Annotated in this window: 15 protein-coding genes and 1 pseudogene; 10 read left to right on the top strand and 6 right to left on the bottom strand. The window is 70.7% G+C overall.

Features of this window, described 5'->3' with window-relative positions; translation table 11 throughout:
* Window positions 1-80 precede the first annotated feature (80 nt).
* Window positions 81-227 carry a hypothetical protein gene (locus tag N5875_RS37960; protein WP_338498996.1) on the bottom strand — a complete coding sequence of 49 codons (147 nt, stop codon included), beginning with the start codon at window positions 225-227 and terminating at the stop codon, window positions 81-83.
* Between the two features lie 556 nt (window positions 228-783).
* On the opposite strand from N5875_RS37960, the gene N5875_RS37965 reads away from it, so the two are divergent.
* The 3 genes from N5875_RS37965 to N5875_RS37975 are packed head-to-tail and all read left to right on the top strand — an operon-like array spanning window position 784 to window position 3,760.
* Entirely contained in the window at window positions 784-1,845 is a 1,062-nt protein-coding gene (locus tag N5875_RS37965) for a bifunctional DNA primase/polymerase (protein ID WP_318212281.1), read from the top strand.
* Complete coding sequence (locus N5875_RS37970; RefSeq protein WP_338498997.1) at window positions 1,842-3,374, top strand: phage/plasmid primase, P4 family; 1,533 nt, start codon at window positions 1,842-1,844, stop codon at window positions 3,372-3,374. The genes N5875_RS37965 and N5875_RS37970 overlap by 4 nt, the downstream gene beginning before the upstream one ends.
* On the top strand, window positions 3,371-3,760 hold the full coding sequence (locus N5875_RS37975; protein WP_318212283.1) for a DUF6009 family protein: 390 nt from the start codon (window positions 3,371-3,373) through the stop codon (window positions 3,758-3,760). The genes N5875_RS37970 and N5875_RS37975 overlap by 4 nt, the downstream gene beginning before the upstream one ends.
* A 71-nt stretch (window positions 3,761-3,831) precedes the next feature.
* Here the strand turns inward: N5875_RS37975 and N5875_RS37980 are convergent.
* Window positions 3,832-4,197: pseudogene (locus N5875_RS37980) on the bottom strand (transposase); the annotation flags it as partial.
* A complete protein-coding gene (locus N5875_RS37985) occupies window positions 4,106-5,338 on the bottom strand; it encodes a sensor histidine kinase (RefSeq protein ID WP_338498999.1) in 1,233 nt (410 codons plus the stop codon). The pseudogene N5875_RS37980 and the gene N5875_RS37985, both read right to left, overlap by 92 nt.
* Window positions 5,339-5,471: 133 nt before the next feature.
* Between N5875_RS37985 and N5875_RS37990 the strand changes: the two genes are divergently transcribed.
* The 6 genes from N5875_RS37990 to N5875_RS38015 all read left to right on the top strand — a co-directional run bounded on the left by N5875_RS37990 (window position 5,472) and on the right by N5875_RS38015 (window position 13,637).
* A complete protein-coding gene (locus tag N5875_RS37990) occupies window positions 5,472-6,383 on the top strand; it encodes an ABC transporter ATP-binding protein (protein WP_318212303.1) in 912 nt (303 codons plus the stop codon).
* Window positions 6,380-7,246 carry an ABC transporter permease gene (locus tag N5875_RS37995; RefSeq protein WP_318212285.1) on the top strand — a complete coding sequence of 289 codons (867 nt, stop codon included), beginning with the start codon at window positions 6,380-6,382 and terminating at the stop codon, window positions 7,244-7,246. Before N5875_RS37990 ends, N5875_RS37995 begins: the two co-directional genes overlap by 4 nt.
* 286 nt (window positions 7,247-7,532) lie before the next feature.
* Window positions 7,533-8,066, top strand: a complete 534-nt coding sequence (locus N5875_RS38000; RefSeq protein WP_338499001.1) for a YbaK/EbsC family protein — start codon at window positions 7,533-7,535, stop codon at window positions 8,064-8,066.
* A 288-nt stretch (window positions 8,067-8,354) separates the two neighbouring features.
* Window positions 8,355-9,938 (top strand): MBL fold metallo-hydrolase, encoded by a 1,584-nt coding sequence (locus N5875_RS38005; protein ID WP_318212287.1) that lies wholly within the window; start codon window positions 8,355-8,357, stop codon window positions 9,936-9,938.
* Between the two features lie 217 nt (window positions 9,939-10,155).
* The gene (gene hppD, locus N5875_RS38010; RefSeq protein WP_318212288.1) at window positions 10,156-11,175 is read left to right on the top strand and encodes a 4-hydroxyphenylpyruvate dioxygenase; all 1,020 of its coding nucleotides are present in this window, start codon (window positions 10,156-10,158) and stop codon (window positions 11,173-11,175) included.
* Complete coding sequence (locus N5875_RS38015; RefSeq protein ID WP_338499003.1) at window positions 11,172-13,637, top strand: aminotransferase class I/II-fold pyridoxal phosphate-dependent enzyme; 2,466 nt, start codon at window positions 11,172-11,174, stop codon at window positions 13,635-13,637. Before hppD ends, N5875_RS38015 begins: the two co-directional genes overlap by 4 nt.
* A gap of 86 nt (window positions 13,638-13,723) precedes the next feature.
* Here N5875_RS38015 and N5875_RS38020 read toward each other — a convergent pair whose 3' ends face one another.
* On the bottom strand, window positions 13,724-14,368 hold the full coding sequence (locus tag N5875_RS38020) for a GNAT family N-acetyltransferase (RefSeq protein ID WP_318212290.1): 645 nt from the start codon (window positions 14,366-14,368) through the stop codon (window positions 13,724-13,726).
* 9 nt (window positions 14,369-14,377) lie between these two features.
* On the bottom strand, window positions 14,378-15,238 hold the full coding sequence (locus N5875_RS38025) for an alpha/beta fold hydrolase (RefSeq protein ID WP_338499005.1): 861 nt from the start codon (window positions 15,236-15,238) through the stop codon (window positions 14,378-14,380).
* Window positions 15,239-15,722: 484 nt separating this feature from the next.
* Between N5875_RS38025 and N5875_RS38030 the strand changes: the two genes are divergently transcribed.
* Entirely contained in the window at window positions 15,723-16,691 is a 969-nt protein-coding gene (locus N5875_RS38030; RefSeq protein ID WP_318212292.1) for a TauD/TfdA family dioxygenase, read from the top strand.
* 73 nt (window positions 16,692-16,764) lie between these two features.
* Here N5875_RS38030 and N5875_RS38035 read toward each other — a convergent pair whose 3' ends face one another.
* Entirely contained in the window at window positions 16,765-18,030 is a 1,266-nt protein-coding gene (locus tag N5875_RS38035; protein WP_318212293.1) for a cytochrome P450, read from the bottom strand.
* Window positions 18,031-18,283: the final 253 nt, after the last annotated feature.

The raw sequence follows: 18,283 nt of genomic DNA on the forward strand, positions 1-18,283 counted from the left end.
CCGTCCATCGTAGTGCGACCCGCCCCCGACCACCCTTCCACCCACGGCCACCCCTTCCGCCCACTCCCGCAGGCCCACCGTCAGCAGTCCGGAAGCATGTTGACGGCGGAGCAGTTCCAGCAGTCCGCTTCCACCGGCAGCAGGTACTGCTCCGCCCACAGCCCGGACGGCCTGTCCCACACACTGTTCCTCTCGCCGCAGATCTCGCACCGGTACTCGTCGTCCATGCCCCGCTCCCTTCTGCACAGGGCCGCGAGCCTGACAGCCACACCCGCCGGACGGACAGCGCCCCGGGCGCAGTTGGACAGCCACACGAAGCATCCGCATCTCCCACACCAAAAAGCCACTCCTGTCCGGCAGGGGCGGGGCAGCGACTCAAAGAAACCTGCGCCCACGGGGACTTCGGTCGCTGCACTGGAAGTGCATTCTCGCAGGTCACGGGCCTGTCGGGGCGCGGCGAGCGACCGAAGCGACTCTCATCTTCCATATATGGAAGCCATGAAGGAGTGTGCTGCCGCCTTCATAGACCGGAACTTCGGTCGCTTCAGTCGCTGTTGAGGGGACGCCGAGCCTCTCCCAGCTGGGGTTTCGCCGCCAGAGCCGCGCAGCGACCGAGCGAAGTCCGGTCGCTGCGCGCGGCGGTGGCCGCAAAAAATTTGGCTGTGTCCTCGATCGACAAGCTGTTTTAGTCTGTGTTCACCGAAGGGTCGCTTCGGTCGCTCTGGGGGGATGCGGATGCTTGATGACCTGCGACGTCATCACACTGATGCATGGCGCGGCGCCATGCCCGGCAACACACGACTCGCCACCGCGCTGTGGTGCGCCGAGCAGGGCTGGCCGGTTCACCCCCTGCTCCCGGGGCGCAAGATCCCCCTGGCCAACTGCACCGCCTGCCGCACCCCGGGACACACACCCGCCGGCTGCCCCTGCCCCGCAGCCCACCGTTGGTGCCACGGCTTCCACGCCGCCACCCTCGACACCGACCGCATCACCCGCTGGTGGACGGACAACCCCCACCACGGAGTAGGCGTCGCCTGCGGCCCCGCCCGCCTGGTCGTCATCGACATCGACACCCACCCCGCACCCCCGCCCGCCCGCGACCGGATCTGGCCCGGAATCGAGATCGGCGACACCGTCGACCTCACCGGCCTCACCAACGGCTTCGACACCCTCGCCGTCCTCGCCGCCCTGCGCGGCCAGGACAACCCCGCCCACGACACCTCCACCCTGCGCGTACGGACACCCTCCGGCGGACTGCACCTCTGGTACCGCGCCGACGCCACACGCCACTGGCGCTGCTCCTCGGGCAACAGCCCCCAGCGCGCCCTCGCCTGGCAGGTCGACATCCGCGCCCACGGCGGCTACATCGTCGCCCCCACGACCACCACCCCCACCGGCACCTACCAGCCCCTCGACGGCTCCCTGACCCCCGCCCCCCTGCCCGGCTGGCTCGCCGCCGAACTCGAACGCACCGGCCACCACCGCCCCCACGTCCCGCACCCCCGCAACCCCCGCCGCACCCCCGCACGCGCCCAGCAGGCCGTACAGGCCGCAGGCGCGGGTCACCAGCGGATCACCCGGATCATGACCACCGTCCTGCAGGAGATCAACGACTGCGGACGCGTCCACGACGGTGCCGGCTTCACCGCCGTCCTCAACCGGGCGGCCTACACCTTAGGAGGACTGGTGGCCGCCGGCCATATCACCCAGGACGCCGCCACCCAGGCCCTGCGGGAAGCGGCCCACGCCGCCCGCCCCGGACAGGACCGGCGTTCCATGCAGATCATCGCCGGCGGCATGAGCGCCGGCCTGGCCCGCCCCCTCACCCCCGGCAGGCGCCGGTGAGCACCCCCACCACCCCGCCCCCCACCACCAGACCCGCAGCAGACGTCTTCGACGCACACACCGTCGCCGCCCAGATCCTCGCCCAGTCCGCCACCACCCCCCACCAGAACCCCAGCCCCCTCGCCGCCCACGGCACCGCCGGAGTCACCGACCAAGGCCTCCTCCCCGACACCCTCACCGACCGCGGCAACGCCAAACTCTTCGCCCGCCTCTACGCCCGCGACTACCGCTACGTCCCCGGACTCGGCTGGTACCGCTGGGATGGCTCCCGCTGGCAGGCCGACGAAGAAGAAACGGTCCTGTGGGCCGCGGGCGACCTCGCCGAAACCCTCGCCACCACCGACATCACCGGCCGCCACACCGTCCACACCCTCCTCCAGCACCGCCGCCGCGCCCTGTCCACCACCGGCATCAACGCCATGCTCGTCCAGGCCCGCAGCGCCCCCGGCATGACCCTCAACGCCGCCCTCCTCGACACCGACAGCTACGCCCTGTGCACCCCCGGCGGCATCGTCGACCTGCGCACCGGCCGCACCCGCCTGCCCGACCCCGACAAAGACTTCCACTCCCGCTCCACCACCACAGCCGCCAGCCACATGCCCACACCCCGCTGGCACCGCTTCCTCGCCGACACCTTCGGCGAGGACACCGACGGCCGGCAGATGACGGACTTCCTCCAGCTGTTACTCGGCTACTCCATCACCGGAGACGTCGGCGGCCAGGTCATGCCCTTCCTCTTCGGAGCCGGAAAAAACGGCAAATCCGTCCTCCTCGACGTCCTGATGAAACTCCTCGGCGACTACGCCGACGCCGCACCACCCGGCTTCCTCATGGCCCGCCCCTACGAAGGACACCCCACCGACCTCGCCGAACTCCACGGCCGCCGCGTCGTCGTCTGCAACGAGGTCCGCCCCGGCGACAAATTCGACGAAGCCCGCGTCAAACTCCTCACCGGCGGCGACCGCATCAAAGCCCGCCGGATGCGCCAGGACTTCTTCTCCTTCCAGCCCACCCACAAACTCTGGCTCCTCGGAAACCACCGCCCCGAAGTCGGCACCGGCGGCTTCGCCTTCTGGCGCCGCATGCGGCTCATCCCCTTCGAACGCGTCGTCAGAGACGAACGCAAGGTCGACAACCTCGCCGACATCCTCGTCACAGAAGAAGGCCCCGGCATCCTCGGCTGGCTCATCGACGGCGCACGCCGCTACCTCTCCGGCGACCGCGACCTCACCGGCCCCGAACAGATCCGCGTCGCCACCACCTCCTACGCCGAGACCGAGGACCACACCGGCCGCTTCTTCGAAGAACGGTGCACCCTCGGACATCACCACCGCGCCGAACAAGCACGCCTGTACGATGCCTACAAAAAGTGGTGCCAGAGCGAAGGGGCCCCGGCCATCACCTCACGCGCCTTCGCGCAACGCGCACGCGAACTGGCCGGCCTGACCTCACCCAAGGAGATGGTCCTGTCGAACTCGCGAAAGTACTATCCGGGCATCGGTCTGCTCGCCGACGCGGAGGCCCCGTGAGCTCCCTGATCACCAACGACGAACTCACCCACGAGCACGACATCGTCTGGCTCGAACCCGTCGACACCCTCGACTACGTACGCCAGTCACTCGACCGGCTCCCCACCCGCCGCGGCAGACCGCCCTACCACCGCGACGGCCGCATGATCGGCTACGCCACCCTCACCCCCCAGGCCAAGCCCTCACGTGCCTCCGGAACCTTCCTGCGCCGCGTCTTCTGGCTCACACCCAACGACCGCGACACCACCCCCGACGGCCTCTACACCAAATGCACCCCCGCCGAAGCCGTCGACCCCCGCACCGTCAGCGCCCGCGAGAAGGGCCGGAAAACTCCCCGCTCCGAAGGCGACCGGCACGACTGCCCCACACCACCACCACCCGCCTAGTAGTGCTTCGTGAGGTTCTTCGTCTGGTTCTGTTGCGGGGCGGGCGTCGGCCGCAGGTGGTGCAGGTGCCGGTCCAGCAGCCCGAGAGCCAGATGGGTTTTGGAGACGCGCCGGACGTCGTCGGGGATCCCAGCCCTTCTTCGCCGTCCCTCGTCGTCCGCCCATTCCTCGGGCAGGAACAACGACACATCGTCGATCACCCACACCTCAAGGCTGATCGCCTTGCTCAATCGCTCGGCGATCCGCTGCCGCACCGGCAGCGGATCCCAACGCGACTGGTTCACGAACTGCTGCAGGGCCTGCATGTTCCCGTCCGGCAACCGCCCGGCCATCGGCTGGACCGACTTACGCCGCCCGTCCAGCATCAGGCCCCGCAGATAACACCCGCCCCACCGGCAGCGTCGCCGCCACCCGGAACCCCCCCGACGGCACACCACCCGCCGAGAACTCACCACCCAGCAACGCCACCCGCTCACGCATCCCGATGAGCCCGTACCCCACTCCCACCCGGTCCGCAGGACCCGACCCGCCGTCCGTGACCTCCACCCCCAGCTCACCGGACCTGAAGGCGATCACCACACGGCACGCACCCGTCCCCGCATGCCGGATGACATTCGTGACCGACTCCTGCACGATCCGGAACGCCGCGAAATCCACCTCCTGCGGCAACGGCCGGCGCTCCCCCTCCCAGCACACCTCCACCCGCACCCCCGCTCCGCCGGCCTCCGCCGCCAGCCGCTCGACCCCACCCAGCCCCTCCAGCGGATCCAACGGCGCCGCCGCGTCCCCGCCCTCGGCCTCCCGCAGCGCCCCCAGCATCCGGCGCAGCCCCGCCAGTGCCTCACGGCCCGCACGCTCCACCGCCACCATCGCCACACGCGCCTCATCAGGCCGCGCCTCCACCACCCGCGCCGCCGCCCCCGCCTGCAACGCGATGATCCCGATGCTGTGCGCCACACTGTCATGCAGCTCCCGCGCGATCCGCAGCCGCTCACTGGCCACCGCACCCGCCGCGACCCGCTCGGAGAACTGCCGCCGCACCTCCTCCTCGTACGTACGCGACTGGTGCACCGACCGGCCCGCCAGCCACGCCACCACCACCGTCAGCGCGACATACGGCTCCGACGCCGTCCCCGTCTCCACACCGCTGCCCCACCTCACCCCCGCGAACACACCGAGCACCACCAGCGCCGCCCCCGCGACTGGCAATGACACCCGCGGCGCCCGCACCGCCGCCACCAGGGCGACCGCCACGTCCACCGCCAGGAACTGCAGCACGGGCAGCTCATCGAGCCCCCACGCCCCGGCGTACGCCACCGTCCCCGCCAGCAGCAGCGCCGATCCCACCCACGGCCGGCGCATCAGCACCGCACACCCGCCCCACGCCGCCAGCACCGCGAACACCAGCAGTAACTGCCCCCGCAACCCGCCCAACGCGTCGGCGACCGGCCCGGGATCAGCACCCCCCGCCCCCCGCCCCGACCACACCAGCGGAGACAACGCCGCCAGCGACCACAGACCACCCGCCCACCAACCCGGCGGCACCCGACGAAACACAGCACGGTACGAGAAGGACATAAGCGGATCGTAACCACGCGGCCCCGCCCGCCGGATCAGCCCACCGCCGTACAACCAGGGATGACACCCCTGTTCAAACGGTGTCACCCTGGGACTGATGACGCTTCGCGCGGCCCTCGCCATGATGAATCACATGATCGAAGCAAGGGAACTCACCAAGCGCTACGGACAGAAGACCGCAGTCAACAGCCTCAGTTTCACCGTCGAACCAGGCCACGTCACCGGCTTCCTCGGCCCCAACGGCGCGGGCAAGAGCACCACCCTGCGCATGATGCTCGGACTGCACCGGCCCACCAGCGGCTCCGTCACCATCAACGGCCGGCCCTACACCGACCGCACCCGCGGCATGCGCGACGTGGGAGCCCTGCTCGACGCCCACCACGTCCACGGCGGCCGCACCGCCCGCGCCCACCTCGCCTCCCTTGCCGTCAGCAACCGGCTGCCCCGCCGCCGCGTCGACGACGTCCTCGAAGAGGTCGGCCTCGCCGACGCCGGCAACCGCCGCATCGGCGGCTACTCCCTCGGCATGAAGCAGCGCCTCGGCATCGCCACGGCACTGCTCGGCAACCCGCCCGTCCTCCTCTTCGACGAGCCCCTCAACGGCCTCGACCCCGAAGGCGTCAAATGGGTCCGCGGCCTCTTCCAGCGGCTCGCCGCCGAAGGACGCACCGTCTTCGTCTCCAGCCACCTCATGTCCGAGATGGAGAACACCGCCGACAGCCTCGTCGTCGTCGGCAGGGGCCGGCTCATCGCCGCCGAGAGCCTCAAGGAATTCGCCGCGCGAGGCACCCAGCGCAGCGTCACCGTCCGCACCCCCAAGGCCGCCTCGCTGCACCCCCTCCTCAGCGACGCCGGCGCCACCGTCGAGACCCACCCCGACGACGCCCTCACCGTCCGCGGCATGAGCGCACCCCACATCGGCGACATCGCCTTCCGCCACATGATCCCTGTCCACGAACTCACCAACAACAACGCATCCCTCGAGTCCGCCTTCATGGAACTGACCGCCGACAGCGTCGAGTACGCGGCAGGAGAAGCCCGATGACCCTCACTTCCACCGCCCCCGCCACCCCCACTGGCGCCTCCCGCAAGCCCGACCCCGAGCCCACCCCCCGGGCCCGATTCGCCGACCTCGTCGCATCCGAGTGGATCAAGATGTGGTCGCTGCGCTCCACCGCGTGGACCATCGCCGTCGGCACCCTCGCCATCATCGGCTTCAACGTCTTCACCACCTACGACGACTACAGCAACTGGCCCGCTTGGAGCGCCCAGGAGAAGGCCGACTTCGCCCCCAACTGGGCCATGCTCGACTCCTTCACCGACGCCGCCCTGCTGTGTCTGCTGCTCATCGCCAGCGCCATGGGCGCACTGAGCGTCGTCAGCGAGTACAGCACCGGCCAGATCCGCACCACCTTCACCGCCGTCCCCAACCGCAGCGCCGTCATGGCCGCCAAGGTCGTCGTCGTCAGCGTCGTCACCACCGGACTCGGCCTCCTCGCCGCGGGCGGCTCCTTCTGGTCGACCCAGGCCATCCTGTCCGCACGCGACACCGGCCTCTCCCTGACCGACCCCGGCGTCCTGTCCGCACTCGCCGCCTGCGTCCTCGCCGCCCCCCTCGCCGCCCTCGTCGGCATGGCCGTCGGCACGATCATCCGGGCCAGCGCCGCCACCATGGGAACCAGCTTCGCCCTGCTCCTCCTCGTCCCCATGGGCGTCAGCGACGACCACTACAGCTCCGCCGTCATCGACCACGCCCTGCCCTACAGCGCCTGGGCCCGACTGATGCAGATCGCCGACAAGCCCGCGCACCACCCCTGGTCCGCCGAGGGCGCGTGGACCGTCTACGCCGTCTGGGCCGTCGCCGCCGCCGCGATCACGATCTTCGCCGTCAAACGCCGCGACCAGTGACACCCGCGCACGAAGAAGCCGCTGCCACGCGGAAACGGCAGCGGCTTTCCCGTACGCCCGCACGCCCGCACGCCCGCACGCCCGCACGCCCGTGCACCCGCACGCCCCCGCGCCGCCGTCCGGACCCCGGCCTGAACACGTACCGGTCACGCCCCCGAATTTCTAGGATGACGACCACCGCGACCGCCACGGCCGCCACGAGCGGTGCACCCCCGCATGCCGGCGGACACCCCGCAGGAGCACACCCCCCTCCTCCCTTTCCCGCTCCTCTCCTCGCGGAGGCACCGTGCACCCACCCGACACCGCCACACTCCCCACCCCCGTCACGGCACCCGACGCCTTCGAGCGCATCACCGCCCTCCTGACCGCCCGCCCCGACGCGTACCGGATCATCCGGCACCCACCCGAAGGGTCCACCGAGGCCGCCAGCGCACTGCGTGACCACCCCCTGGAACAGGCCGCGAAATCCCTCGTCGTCCGCGTGGCCACCGGTAAACGCTCCCGCCGCTACGTCCTGGCCGTCGTCCCCGGCGACCGCCGGGTCGACCTCACCGCCCTCGCCGCCCGCTACGGCGGGCGCACCGCCAACTTCGCCGAACGGACCGTCGCCGAACGCCTCACCCGCAGCGTCAGCGGCTCCATCGCCCCTTTCGCCTTCAGCCGCGAACTCGACCTCCTCGTCGACGACGGCCTGCTCGTCCACGACGAGATCTACTTCAACGCCGGACGCCTCGACCTGTCCGTCGCCCTCGCGGTATCCGACTACCTCGAAGTCGCCATGCCTGCCGTGGCACCCATCGCCGCACCCGTAGCGGCCTGAGAACCACCCCCACCGGTGTTCAACCGCCACCACCACCGCGGTTGAACACCCCCCACCCAGGGGGAACACCGGCGTACGCCCGATTCGACCGCCTGTTCAACCCGCCACCACCCAGCGCGTATTGATCGTCACCCGCACAGCCGGTCATTCTGCTGCGGCAGGCACGCCCGAAAACACACCCGGCGTCCCCGCACTCCTTCTCCTTTTCTCACGGTCCGCTGTGCGTCACGGGCATGCGTGTGCCCCCAGGCGGTCCTCTTCCTTGGCTCTCCTGGAGGGAAAGCACCCATGGCTGACGAACAGCTGTACCTGCGGTCGAAGGCGATCATTGAGCCGCTCGTGGACCGCTTCTTCGCCTGGCCCTACACGATCGCGCCGGTCCAGGCCGCGATGAACCTGGCCTTCCTCCAGGTCCCGCTCCTCGAGTCCTACCTGCAGTCCCCGCAGGTCCACGTCGCGGCCAGCAACAACCCCGAGCTCCGCGGCGGCTACTTCATCAACATCCCCGAGGAGCGCGCCGACGAGGTGCGCGACCTGCTCGCCACCATCAAGCGCGACCGCGCCGACATGCTCCGCTTCGCCCACGCCATAGCCGCCGGCCAGGAGATCCTGCGCGCCAACGCGACCGGCTTCGACCTGACCCCGCTCTACCCGAAGCTCCCCACCGAGCTCGCCGGCCTCGTCGAGCTCGCCTACGACACCGACAACCAGGCGCAGATGCGCTTCCTCGAGCCGGTCGTCTACAAGAGCAACGTCTACCAGGAGGAGCGCCAGTCGGTGCAGCTCTCCCTGGAGACGGGCATCGAGCGCCCGTTCATCCTCAGCACCCCGCGCCTGCCCTCGCCCGACGTCCTCGAGCTGCAGATCCCCTTCCGCCACGAAGGCCTCGCCGAGCTCTTCAAGAGCCGCGTCCACCCCACGACCCTCGCGCACCTGCGCGACGCGCTCGGCCTGGACGACGCCCAGACCAAGCAGCTGCGGACCCTGCTCACCGACAAGCCGAGCCTGTCCGAGGACCGCCACATCGAAAGCGGCGGCCGCATCCGCTACTTCGGGCACGCCTGCCTCGTCCTGCAGACACCCGAGGCCGCCATCGTCACCGACCCGTTCATCAGCGCGGACAGCGACAAGACGGACCGATACACGCTGGACGACCTGCCCGACTACATCGACCTCGTCCTCATCACCCACGGCCACCAGGACCACATCGTCCTGGAGACGCTGCTGCAGCTGCGCGGCCGGCTCGGCGCCATCGTCGTCCCGCGCTCCTCGCGGGGCAACCTCGCCGACCCCTCCATGGCGCTGATGCTCCGCAACCAGGGCTTCACCGTCATCGAGGTCGACGACTTCGACGAGGTGCCCTTCCCCGGCGGCAAGATCACCGCCACCCCGTTCCTCGGCGAGCACTGCGACCTCGACATCCGCGCCAAGTCCACCTACTGGGCGGAACTGGCCGGCAAGAAGGTCTTCATCGGCGCTGACTCCTCTGGCATCGAGCCGTCCCTCTACCGCTACATGAAGAACCACCTCGGCCAGGCCGACATCGCCTTCCTCGGCATGGAGTGCGACGGCGCGCCGCTGACCTGGCTCTACCAGGCGCTGCTGACCATCCCGGTCACCAAGAAGATGAGCAACTCCCGCAAGCTCTCCGGCTCCAACGCCGAGCAGGCCGCCGCGATCATGACCGAGCTCGGCGCCAAGGAGGCCTACGTCTACGCGATGGGCGAGGAGGACTGGCTCGGACACGTCATGGCGACCACGTACACGGAGGACACCTACCAGATCAAGCAGATCGAGGAGTTCCTGACCTGGTGCAAGGAGCGCGACATCCCCGCCGGCCACCTCTTCAAGCAGCAGGAGTGGCGCTGGTAACCCGCCCGCCCGGCCCCCACCCGGCCGGAACCGGTCCTCGACCCCTGTCCGACCCGGACCACATCCCCACCTGACCGCATCCGAACGCAACCGAACCCGATCGCAACCGAACCCGATCGAGCACGGCCCGGCGCGGGGCACCCAGGCACTGCCCAGGGTGTCCCGCCCGGCCGTCGGCACACACGTCACACGGCATCTGCCTTGAGGAGGCCGCTCCATGGTCGTGCAGGACATCGCGTACGTAGAGCTGTTCACCAAGGACAAACGCTCGACCACCGACTACTTCGTCTCCGCCCTCGGCTTCACCCGGGTCGCCGACTCCGTCGAGGTCGACCGCAGTTCCGTCCTGCTGCGACAGGGCGACGTCCAAGTCGTCGTCACCACCGGCCGAGGCACCTGGAAGTTCTGTGACGAACACGGCGACGGCATCGCCGACATCGCCATGACCTGCGACGACGTCACCGCCACCCGCGACGCGGCCCTGCGCGCCGGCGCCAGGACCGAGACCTCCCCCCGCGGCGACACCGTCGTCAGCGGCTTCGGCGACGTCGTCCACACCCTCGTCCCCGCCCCCGCTTCCGCCGCCGACCGGCTGCCACCCCGCCGCACCTGGGTCCCCCTCGACGGACCGCACCACCCGCCCGGCCGCGTGCAGTCCCTCGACCACATAGCCGTCTGCCTTTCCGGCGGCACCCTCGACCCGTACGCGCGCTTCTACCAGGACGGCTTCGGCCTCGACCGCTTCTACTCGGAGTACGTCAGCGTCGGCGACCAGGCGATGGACTCGATCGTCGTCCGCAACCCCCGCGGCGGCGTCACCTTCACCCTCGTCGCACCGGACCCCGACAAGCACACCGGCCAGCTCGACTCGTTCCTCGAACGCAACGGCGGCCCCGGCGTCCAGCACCTCGCCTTCCTCGTCGACGACATCATCCCGGCCGTACGGGAGTGCAAGCAGCGCGGCGTCGACTTCCTCACCACCCCCGACGCCTACTATGACGTCCTCGCCGACCGCTTCCCCGACCTGCGGGCCATCGTCGGCGAACTCCGCGACACCCAGGTCCTCGCCGACCGCGACGAATGGGGACACCTGCTGCAGCTGTTCAGCCGCTCCCCGCACGAACGCAACACCCTCTTCTACGAACTGATCCAGCGCCAGGGATCGCGCGGCTTCGGCAGCTCCAACATCCGCGCCCTGTACGAAGCGGTGGAACGCGAGCGGCTGACCACCGGATGAGCCCCGCCGACCGCCCACCCACCGCCGCCGACCGTCCGCTGACCCTGGCCGACTACGCGACGGCGGCGCGGCCGCGCTTCACGCCGGCCGTCAGGGACTTCCTGGAAGGCGGCGCGGGCGACGAACGCACCCTCGCCGCCAACACCGCCGCCTTCGACGCCGTCCACCTGCACCCCCGCGTCCTGGCCGGACACCAGGCACCGGACACCACGACCCGGATCCTGGGCCGCGACTGGGCGGCCCCCCTCGGGATCGCCCCGATGGCCTACCACGTCCTGGCCCACCCCGAGGGCGAGGTCGCCACCGCCCGCGGCGCGGGGGCCGCGGGCGTCCCGCTGACCGTCAGCACCTTCGCCGGCCGCACCTTCGAGGACATCGCCGCCGCCGCCACCTCCCCGCTGTGGCTGCAGGTGTACTGCTTCCGCGACCGGGGCGTCACCCGGGCGCTGATCGAACGCGCCGAACGGGCCGGCTTCGAAGCCCTCGTGCTGACCGTCGACGCGCCACGCCTCGGCCGCCGGCTGCGCGACCTGCGCAACGGCTTCGAACTCCCCGGAGGCATCGCACCCGCCAACCTCACCGGCGACGGATTCGACTCGCCCAGCGCACACGCGCTCGCCGAGTTCGACCCCGCCCTGGACTGGTCCGTCCTCGCCTGGCTGCGCACCGTCAGCTCCCTGCCGATCCTCCTCAAAGGCGTCCTCACCGCGCAGGACGCCCGGCGGGCCACCGCCGAGGGCGCGCAGGGCATCGTCGTCTCCAACCACGGCGGACGCCAGCTCGACGGGGCCCCGGCCACCCTCACCGCGCTGCCCGTCGTCGCCGAGGCCGTCGACCGTGCCTGCCCCGTCCTCCTCGACGGCGGCGTACGCCGGGGCACCGACGTCCTGACCGCGCTCGCGCTCGGCGCCGATGCCGTCCTCCTCGGCCGGCCCGCCCTGCACGGACTGGCCGTCGCCGGAGCCGACGGCGTGGCCGACGTGCTCGGCATCGTCCGCGACGAACTGACCGACGCCATGGCCCTGACCGGCACCGGGACGGTGACGAACGCGGGCCCCGCCCTCGTGACCCCCGCCCTCGTGACCCCCGCCCTCGTGACCCCCGCCCTCGTGACGGCCGGGCCCGCTCCCGTCAGGCCCGCCGTCGCCGCTCCCGCCGGCAGCGGGCTGCGGACGCGGGACCTCCACGCCAGCGTCTCGGACCCCGTCCTGGACACGATGAACTTCCTCAACGAGATCACCACCCGCTACCCCGACGCCGTCTCCTTCGCACCCGGACGCCCCTACGAGGGCTTCTTCGACACCGAGCAGATCTTCACCTACCTGCGCCACTACGTGGACCACCTGCACCAGCAGGGCAGTACACCCGAGCAGATACGCACTACGCTCTTCCAGTACGGGCCCACGAGCGGACACATCCGCGAGCTGATCGCCGACTCGCTGCGCAAGGACGAGGGCATCGACGTCCCGCCGGAGGCCGTCGTGGTCACCGTCGGCGCCCAGGAGGCGATGCTGCTCGCCGTCCGCGCGCTGATCACCGGCCCCGACGACGTCCTGCTGGCCTCCAGCCCCTGCTACGTCGGCATCACGGGCGCCGCCCGGCTCCTCGACATCACCCCGGTCGCCGTCGAGGAGGACGAGGACGGCGTCCGGGTCGACCGCCTCGCCGCCGCGATCGACGCCGAACGCGCCCGGGGCCGCAGGCCCCGCGCCTTCTACGTCATCCCCGACCACTCCAACCCCTCCGGCGCCACCCTGTCCCTCAAGGCACGCCAGGAACTGCTCGACCTCGCCGAACGCGAGGACATCCTCCTCCTGGAGGACAGCCCCTACCGGCTGGTCAGCCCGGGGGAGCGGCTCCCGACGCTGAAGGCACTGGACCGCAACCACCGCGTGGTGCACATCGGCTCGCTCTCCAAGACGCTGTTCCCCGGTGCGCGCGTCGGGTTCGCCGTCGCCGACCAGCCCGTCACCGACGAAACGGGCCGCACCACGGTCCTCGCCGACGCGCTCAGCAAGATCAAGTCGATGGTGACGGTCAACACCTCGCCGATCAGCCAGGCCCTCGTGGCCGGCATGCTGCTCACGGCGGACGGCCGGGCCGGCGAACTCAACACGGCCACCGCCGCCTACTACGGGGACGCGATGCGCGTCACTCTCGACGCCCTCGAGGACGCCTTCCCGCCGCAGGAGCGCACCGCGCTCGGCGTGCGCTGGAACGAACCGAGCGGAGGCTTCTTCCTCTCCCTCACCGTTCCCTTCCGCGCCGACGAGGCCGCACTCACCCAGGCGGCCGAGGAGTTCGGCGTCATCTGGACCCCCATGGCGTACTTCCACCCCCAGGGCGGCGGCGAACACGCCCTGCGGCTCTCCGTCAGCTACCTGACGCACGAGCAGATCAAGGACGGCATCGGCCGCCTGGCCCGCTTCACCAGAGCCAGGGCCGCGACGAACGGACGATGAGAGACGACGGTGGCCCCCTCCCCACAGGGAAGGGGCCACCGCCGTCTTCACCGAGTCCAACGGATTCCAAGGGACTCCGAACAGGCCTAGAGGTCGCCAGCCGGCACCTGCCGCGGATCCCGGGCCAGCGGCCACGGCGCCATCCGCAGATCGGGGATCGGCTTGGCATCGGTCCGCGCCTCCGCCGTCTCGAAACCCCGCGCGAGATAGTTCCGCACGGCATGACGGTGATCCAGCGTGCTCGTCCGCAGATACACGTACCGCGCGGGAAGCGCCTCGGGCCCGCCCCACTCCACACCACCGCGCCAAGCCCGTTCCACGCAGGCCGTCAGCAGGGCGCCGCCCAGGCCACGCCCGTAGAACTGGGGCAGCAGCCCGAACAGCACCACCTCCACCCCGCCGTCCGGCTGCGCCTCCAGCTCGAAGAAGCCCGCCACCGTGCCCTGCACCGTGGCGATCCACGTCGCCATCGACGGCCGGTGCACCCACGCGCGCCACGTCTCGTGGCTCCACGAGAAACGGTCCGTCCAGCACACGTGGGACCCGACGGCCGCGTACAGGGCCCGGCTCAGATCGACCGACGGCACCTGCGAACGCTCCACCCGCATCTCGGTCTCCGACCGGGCCGGCCGCAGCTGCTCGGGCGAGGACATCCGCAGCGTCCACGTCGTGACGTCCTGCCGGACGATCTTCGCCCCGGGACCCGGATCGACGTGCTCAGGCTGGTTCATGGCGCGGCCTTACGTGTAAGGGACGGAAGAAGAAGGAAGGGCGGGGCGGGTGGCGGTGCGCGCCCGGGGCCAGTGCTTGTCGAGGAACTCGATGATCGCGTCGTTCACGGCCTGCGGACGCTCCAGGTTCCCCAGATGCCCGCAGTCCGCGATCTCCACGTGGTCGCACCCGGGAATGGCGTCAGCCACCTCGGCCACCAGATGCGGAGGGCAGATGAGGTCGTCCGAGAAGGCGATCGTGCGGCACGGGACCCCGATGGAACGCAGCACCCCGCGCCGGTCGCCGGCCCGGTCGACGCCGGCCTGCCCGCCACCGCCGTCGCCACCGTCGGTCAGCTCGAAGATCTCCAGCCAGCTCCGCGCCGACGTGTCGTCGTTGAGCGTGGCGGGGGAGAGCATCTCCAGGACGGTCCGCATCGCGGCGTACTTCGGTGGCAGCCGCACCCCGCTCTCCCGCAGCGCGAGATCCGCCTCGGTCAGCGCCCGCCGGGTCGCGTCCGAGCGCGCACGGGTGGCGATGAGCACGGCAGAGCGCACCAGGTGCGGATACTGCGCCGCCAGCTCCTGCGCGATCATCGCGCCCATCGACGTACCGACGATCCGGCAGGGACCGATCCCCAGGGCCTCGATCAGGCCCTTGGTGTCGGCCACCATGTCGGCCAGCGTGTACATGCCCTCGGGTGCGTCGGAGGCGCCGATGCCCCGGTTGTCGAAGATCACCGTCTCGTAGCCGGCCGCGTTGATCGCCGGTGTCTGGTGCGTCGTCCACACGTGCCCGGCGGCGCCCGAGCCCATGATGAGCAGCACCGGCTCGCCGCTGCCCTGACGCTGGTAGGAGAGCCGGATCCCGTTGGAGGTCACATACGGCATGACATGCCTCCGGTCACAGTCTCGGTGCGCAAGAGGAACTCCAGGTCGTCCGGGACGAAGTCGTCGCAGTCAGCGGGCACAAGAGGCGGCGCGGGACGTCACCGGCCGCGACGGCGCGGCCATGCCGCACACCGCGCGTACGGCGCCGGCCACAGCGGGGCGGCCACCCGGGGCCACGGCCCCCGGCCGTGCCGGACGGTCCACCATGACACCGCCACGACCCGCCGATCAACGCCGTTCAACGAAGACGACCGCGCGGTTGAACAGTGCGTTGACCCGCACCGGTGGGCCGTGGTCATAGTGGGCGTCCGGCCGCGCCCGTCGGGCAGCCCACAGCGGCCGGAGCCGGGGCCGTGGCCCCGCGCGGCTCCCGGCCCCCGCCTTCGACAGACCCCCGCCCGGCGGGGCCCGGGAGCACGGCCCGCCTCACCGCCCCGACGACGTCCGGTCACGCGTATCGAGTCAGGAGCCGAGGAGCCCAGCCATGAGCGACACCACCACGATCACCAGCACACCCGTCACGAGCACCGCCTGGAGCCCGCTCGTCATACGCCCCGAGGGCGGTCCGACCGGCGCCGAAGGAGTACGCGACAGGCTGGCGGCCCTCGGAGACCCCGGGGACCTCCTCGCACGCGAGAAGGCACTGGTCTTCCGGGACTTCGACGTGCCCGAGGAGGACGTCGAGACGGTGATGGACCTGCTGCTGCCCAACCGGCTCGGCTACCTGCACGGCACCTCGCCCCGCACGCAGCTCGGCGGCAACCTCTACACGTCGACCGAGTACCCCCAGCACATGACGATCGCGATGCACAGCGAACTGTCGTACAGCCACCAGTGGCCCGAGCGGCTCTTCTTCTACTGCGCCACCACCCCGGGCGGCGGCGGCGCCACACCCGTCGCCGACGGCGCGCGCTGGCTCGCCGCCCTGGACGACGAGGTCCGCAAGGCCTTCGCCGGCGGCATCCGCTACACCCAGAACCTGCACGACGGCATGGGCCTCGGCCGCAGCTGGCGCCAGACGTTCGAGACCGACGACCGCGACGAGGTCGAAGCCTTCCTGAAGGCAGGGGAGTTCACCTGGCACTGGGACACCGACGGCGGCCTGCGCATGATCAGCCCCGTCCGCCCCGCCACCGTCCGGCACCCCGTCACCGGCACCGAGGTCTGGTTCAACCAGGCCGACCACTTCCACCCCGCCGCCCTCGGCGACGAGACCGCCCGCGAACTGGCACAGATCCTGCCCCCCGAGGAACTGCCCCAGTCCGTCACCTTCGCCGACGGCAGCCCCATCCCCGACGCCTACATCCTCCACATCCACGACCGCGGCCTGGAGACGGCCGTCGACGTGGACTGGCGCAAGGGCGACCTCATGGTCATCGACAACGTCGCCACCGCCCACGGCCGACGTCCCTACACCGGCGACCGCAGGGTCCTGGTCGCCATGTCCGGCTGACCCCCACGCACACACACGCACACGCGAGCGGGGCGCCCACCTCCACGGTGGGCGCCCCGCTCGCGTACGCGGTTCAGGAGGCCTTCAGGCGCACCGGCAGCAGCTCGGGACCGTTCACGACGATCGAATCCAGCAGCTTCGGCTCACCGTCCAGCTCGATGCGCACCCCCCGCTTCACCAACTCGCCGTACAGAAGCCGCAGTTCCACCCGCGCCAGCATGCTGCCCAGGCAGAAGTGCTCACCGAACCCCAGCGACAGATGACGGTTGGGGGAGCGCCGCACGTCGAACACGTCCGGCGCGTCGAACACCGTCTCGTCCCGGTTCGCCGACGGCAGCCAGAACACCACCTTGTCGCCGGCCTCGATCTGCCGGTCATGGATCCGCACCGGCTTCACGGCCGTACGCATGATGTGCGTGGCCGTCGACGTCCAGCGCAGCACCTCCTCGACCGCGGACGGCAGCAGCGCCGGATCCCCGCGCACCGCACTCCACTGCTCCGGGTGCTCCAGGAGCGCGAGCATCCCCCCGGCCGCGGCGATCCGGGTGTTCTCCGTACCGCCGACCAGCAGGTTGTCGCAGTTCAGGATCACGTCGTCGGGACTCAGCCGCTCACCGTCCACCACCGCCGTCGCCAGGACGCTCACCAGGTCGTCACCCGGGTTGCGCGCCTTGTCGGCCTGCAGGGTCTCGAAGTACCCCAGGATGTCCAGGTGCGCGAAGCGCCGCGCGAGCGGATCGCCCGCCGCGAACGCCTGGCTCGTCAGGTCGTACAGACGCTCCCAGTCCGACTCGGGGACCCCCATCATCCGGCAGATCACATAGAGCGGGATCCGGGCCGCGACATCGGCGACGAAGTCACAACTGCCCCGCTCCAGCGCCGCGTCGACCACCCCTTCGGCGATCGACGCCATCTCCGCCTCCAGCGCGCGGACCGAGCGGACGGCGAACCAGCCGTCGACCAGGCCCCGCAGCTGCTTGTGACGGGGCGCGTCGGTGAGGGCCAGCGTCCGCCCACCGCCCGGGTCCGCCCCGTGCTCGGCCGGCCGCAGCAGGATCCCCTGCGCCGAACTGAACGTCTCCGCGTCCCGGTAAGCCGTACGGATGTCCTCGTAACGCGTCAGGGACCAGAAACCCGGAAGCTCCCCCGGCCGGTGCCAGTGCACCGGATCGTTGGCACGCAGCCAGGCCCATTGCGAAAAGGGATCGCCACGGGAATAGAGTTCCGGATCCACCAGATCGATGTGCGGCGCTGAATCGGGCATACGGGTGCCTCGCAGTGAAAGCGGGAAGGAGGGAGAGAAGCCATAGGCGCCATTCACCGTCCCAAAGGCCTTCACACCCCGTCAAGGTCTGCCCCTGACCTGTGAAGCAGCCGTTCAACTGCCCTTCTCGCACAGTTGAACGCACCCCCGACGTACGTTGATCCGCCACCGTGGCTCGGTCATAGTGGGTCGCCGCGCCAGTGCTCGATGAAGACGAATTCTCAGGTCGCAGCTTTGTTCAACAGGAGCTGGGCGGTCATGCGCGTGCCCCGGTTGAGGCAGCCCGTGCTGTTCCAGTCGACGATTCAAACGATTGGAGTGCGTGGGC

The sequence above is a fragment of the Streptomyces sp. SJL17-4 genome (assembly GCF_036826855.1).
GTDB lineage: Bacteria > Actinomycetota > Actinomycetes > Streptomycetales > Streptomycetaceae > Streptomyces.